Source organism: Pseudomonas sp. RL, from assembly GCF_000647775.1.
Taxonomy (GTDB): Bacteria; Pseudomonadota; Gammaproteobacteria; order Pseudomonadales; family Pseudomonadaceae; genus Serpens; species Serpens flexibilis.
Genome location: NZ_JBOY01000193.1, coordinates 1 through 4,280 on the forward strand (window position 1 = coordinate 1; position 4,280 = coordinate 4,280).

At 68.6% G+C, this 4,280-nt stretch carries 3 protein-coding genes; 2 read left to right on the forward strand and 1 reads right to left on the reverse strand.

The features are described from left to right. Positions 1 to 59: 59 nt before the first annotated feature. Positions 60 to 2,099 carry a PhoX family phosphatase gene (locus tag AS93_RS0118095; RefSeq protein ID WP_027591891.1) on the reverse strand — a complete coding sequence of 680 codons (2,040 nt, stop codon included), beginning with the start codon at positions 2,097 to 2,099 and terminating at the stop codon, positions 60 to 62. Positions 2,100 to 2,268: 169 nt separating this feature from the next. Between AS93_RS0118095 and arsB the strand changes: the two genes are divergently transcribed. After that, positions 2,269 to 3,348 (forward strand): ACR3 family arsenite efflux transporter, encoded by a 1,080-nt coding sequence (arsB, locus tag AS93_RS0118100; RefSeq protein ID WP_027591892.1) that lies wholly within the window; start codon positions 2,269 to 2,271, stop codon positions 3,346 to 3,348. Positions 3,349 to 3,369: 21 nt separating this feature from the next. Further along, positions 3,370 to 4,254, forward strand: a complete 885-nt coding sequence (locus tag AS93_RS0118105; protein WP_343203275.1) for a cation transporter — start codon at positions 3,370 to 3,372, stop codon at positions 4,252 to 4,254. The last annotated feature ends 26 nt before the right edge of the window (positions 4,255 to 4,280 follow it).

A 4,280-nucleotide genomic window follows, 5' to 3' on the forward strand; every position in this document is an offset into this window, starting at 1 on the left:
AAGCGGCGCGCCTCGACCCTCTGGCATCCTGCCGGAAGGTCGAGGCGCGCCGGCGGGGCTCAGACCGCCAGCTCGCCACCGTCGGTGCGCTGGATCACCACAGTGGCGGCCCGCGGGCGCACCTGGGTGCCGGCCGGTGCGGCTATCGTGGCGTCGTCGGCGTAGGGCCAGTTCCCCGGGTGCTGGATGTTGACGAACATCGTGCGGTTATCCGGGGTGAAGGCCAGACCGGTGACTTCGCAGCCATTGGGACCGACGAAGAAACGCCGCAGTTCCCCCTGGTTCTGCACGTTCACCGGCACCTCGCGACCCTGCGGGTCGGTCAGGTTGGCGGGGATCACCGCCAGCATCTGGTCGTTGGTGTAGTCGGTGAGGGTCTTCTCACCGTTGTCGGTCTGGATCCACAGCACGCCGCGACTGTCGAAGGCCATGCCGTCCGGGCTGGCGAACTGGTTCAGGTCGGTAAGGCCGGAGCGGTTGAGCGACGGAGCGGCGCCGGCGTTTGCGCCGAACACGAAGATGCCCCAGGTGAAGCTGCGCTGATCGGCGCTGTCGTGCCAGCGGATGATGTGGCCGTGGCGGTTCCGGGTGCGGGGGTTGGCGGCATTGGCCTCGGTACGGCTGCTGTTGTTGGTCAGCGTCAGGTACACATCGCCGTTGAGCGGGTTCACCGCCGTCCATTCCGGGCGATCCATGGGCGTGGCGCCCAGAGCGTCGGCGGCGCCACGGGTGTTGAGCAGGATGCCGGCCAGGTCGTCGAACAGGGCGCTGAGCGGGATGCCTTCGGGCGTCAGGCTGTCCGGGGTCAGCGACAGCCAGACACCGCTGCCGTCGTCATTGAAGCGCGCCACGTAGAGGGTGCCGCGATCCATGTACTTGGCGCCGGTGGCCAGACGGTCGAGGGGGTTCGCATCGGCCGGGTCCCACGGGGCGGCGGAAACGAACTTGTAGAGGTATTCGTTCTGCGCGTCGTCGCCGCTGTAGAACACCACCGGCTTGCCGGCCTCGGTCAGGCCCGGCCAGCAGCCTTCGTGACGGAAGCGGCCCAGGGCGGTGCGTTTCACCGCGCGAGTGGTCGGATCGTGCGGGTCGATCTCGACGATGTAGCCGTAGGTGCTGGCCTCGTTGCGGTAGTCGTCCCGCGCGCTGGCGCCGCGCGGGGTGATGTCGAAGCGGGCGAATTCCTCGTCCACCTCGCTGGCGTCGCCCGCGGCGGTTTCCCAGGCGTAACTGGTCCTGGCGGTGGAAATGCCGATGCGGCGCTGATCCTCCGGCAAGCTGGCGTCACGGTTGATGAACACGTTTGGCCAGTTTTCCTCGCAGGCCAGGTAGGTGCCCCACGGGGTGAAGCCGTTGCCGCAGTTGTTGTTGGTGCCGCGCGTTACGGTGCCATCGGGCGAGAAGCGCGTCTGCACATGGGTGCTGCCGCGCAGCGGGCCGGACAGCTCCATCACGCTGGCGGTGGTGAAGCGGCGGTTGAGCGGGTCGTTGTCCATCACCTGCCAGCGGCCGCCGACCTTGCGGATGCGCAGCACGCCGACGCCGTGGGCGTTGATCTCCTTGCGCACTTCCTCGGCGGGCCGCCGGCCCTGGGCATCGCGCGTCGGACCATTGGGGTGCAGGGCCTTCTGGTCGATGTACTCGTAGTTCACCACCAGCAGACCGTCTTCAGCGCTGCCGTTGAGGGGGAAGAAGTGCATGCCGTCGTGGTGCATGCCCACGGCGTTGGCCTGGTCGTCGGCGCTGTTGCCGCCATCGGCCTGCCAGGCACGCGCGGCGCTGTTCAGCGGCGTGCCCCAGGGCGCCAGCACGTAGGCGCTGTAACCGGGCGGCACCACGCAGGCATCGGTGCGCGAGCCGGGAATGGAATCGAAGCCGAGCCGCACGGGGTCGGGCTGGGTGAGTTGCGGCTGCGGCGGACGCGGGCGGCCGTCCTTGTCGAGACAACCGCTCAGGCCGACGCCGGCCATCATGGCAATCGCAGCGCCCAGGCTGCCACGCAGCACGCTACGGCGGCTGAGGTAGCGATCCACGACCCGGTCCATGGGCTCGTTGTGGCTGTGATTGCGCTGCAGGTTATCGCCGGTTTCTCGACTCATGGGGAGATCCTTCCAGGTTGGAGCCCAGACTGTAGGACGCCCGTGTGACGGCTGCGTGTCAGCGCGATGAACCCTCTCGAGGCCTGCTGCGCTCATGCGGCCTGCTGCATATTCGCCAGGGCGCATGTTAAGGTGGCGCCCGCCCCGTGTTCCGTAGGAAAACCCTTGTATGTCCAGTCCCTGTGAAGTGGCGGCCAAGCAGGCCGCCGGCGCCCCGCTCGGTGTGTTCGAGCGCTATCTGACCCTCTGGGTGGCCCTGTGCATCGTCGCCGGCACCCTGCTCGGCCTGTACGCACCCTCCGCCGCCCAGGCCATCGGCGCGCTGGAGGTGGCCAAGGTCAACCTGCCGGTGGGCGTGCTGATCTGGGTGATGATTATCCCGATGCTGATGAAGATCGACTTCGGCGCGCTGCACGAGGTGCGCCAGCAGAAGGCCGGCATGGGTGTCACCCTGTTCGTCAACTGGGCGGTCAAGCCGTTCTCCATGGCGCTGATCGGCTGGCTGTTCATCAAGGTGCTGTTCGCCGACTGGCTGCCGGCCGGCGAGCTGGACAGCTACATGGCCGGGCTGATCCTGCTCGGCGCCGCGCCCTGCACGGCGATGGTGTTCGTGTGGAGCAACCTGTGCAACGGCAACGCCAACTTCACCCTGACCCAGGTGGCGCTCAACGACCTGGTGATGGTGTTCGCCTTCGCCCCCATCGTCGCCCTGCTGCTCGGCGTGTCGTCGATTCCGGTGCCGTGGGACACCCTGCTGCTGTCGGTGGTGATGTACATCGTCATCCCGCTGGCGATTGCCCAGTTCCTGCGCGCCCGGCTGATGACGCGTGGCGAGGCGGCCTTCCAGGCGGCGCTGGCGAAGATCTCGCCGTTCTCCATCGTCGCCCTGCTCGCCACCCTGGTGCTGCTGTTCTCCTTCCAGGGTGAAGCCATCGTCGCCCAGCCGCTGGTCATCGGCCTGCTGGCGGTGCCGATCCTGCTGCAGACGCTGTTCATCGCCGCCCTCGGCTACGCCCTGAACCGCGCCCTCAAGGTCCGGCACGAGGTCGCCGGCCCCTCGACCATGATCGGCGCCTCCAATTTCTTCGAGCTGGCGGTGGCGGTGGCCATCGTGCTCTACGGCTTCAACTCCGGCGCCGCGCTGGCCACCGTGGTCGGCGTGCTGATCGAGGTGCCGGTGATGCTCTGGCTGGTCCGGTTGATCAACAACAGCCGCAGCTGGTATGAACGCGCGCTGCCGCGCCCCTGACGAAAAACGCCCCGGACGCACATGCGAGACACGCCCATGAGCGATTGCTGCAAGACTTGTGGTTGCACCGCGGAGGAAACGCTCAGCCCGCCGCCGGCCGAGGCGCGAGCCGGCCTGGTCAGCCAGTTCAGCGTGGCCAAGATGGATTGCGCAGCCGAGGAACGCCTGATCCGCATGGCCCTGGAACCGCTGGCCGAGGTGCGCGGCCTGCACTTCGACCTGGGCAATCGCCGGCTGCGGGTGTGGCACGACGCCGATATCGCGCCGGTGGCCCGCACGCTGGAATCGCTTGGCCTGGGCGCGCGCCTGGACGGCACCACGGCAGCCAGCGAAGCGGCGCCCGCCGCACCGGATGCCGACCGCCAGGCCTGGGTGTTGCGCTGGTTGCTGGGCATCAATGCGCTGATGTTCGTCGTCGAGCTGACCAGCGGCTGGCTGGCGCAGTCCACCGGGCTGCTGTCGGATTCGCTGGACATGTTCGCCGACGCCGCCGTGTACGGCGTGGCGCTGTACGCGGTCGGGCGCGCGGTACACCTGCAGCTCGGCGCCGCCCGGCTGGCCGGTGTGATGCAGGTGGTGCTGGCGCTGACCGCGCTGGCGGAAGTGGCACGGCGCTTCCTGCTCGGCAGCGAGCCGCAGTCGTTGTCGATGATGGGCATCGGCCTGCTGGCGCTGGCGGCGAACGTCGCCTGCCTGCTGCTGATTCACGGCCAGCGCGACGGCGGCGTGCACATGCGCGCCAGCTGGATCTTCTCCGCCAACGACGTGCTGGCCAACCTCGGTGTGATTCTCGCCGGCGCCCTGGTGGCCTGGACCGGTTCGGCCTGGCCGGACCTGCTGATCGGCACCGCCGTGGCGCTGCTGGTGCTCAACGGCGCGCGGCGCATCCTGGCGCTGAAGGCCTGAGGACGGCGGCGGCCGTCTCAGGCCCG

Bases quoted from the DNA above. Each gene is read 5' to 3' on its own strand.
- AS93_RS0118095 (WP_027591891.1), bottom strand. From the start codon at position 2,099: ATGAGTCGAGAAACCGGCGATAACCTGCAGCGCAATCACAGCCACAAC.
- arsB (WP_027591892.1), top strand. From the start codon at position 2,269: ATGTCCAGTCCCTGTGAAGTGGCGGCCAAGCAGGCCGCCGGCGCCCCG.
- AS93_RS0118105 (WP_343203275.1), top strand. From the start codon at position 3,370: ATGCGAGACACGCCCATGAGCGATTGCTGCAAGACTTGTGGTTGCACC.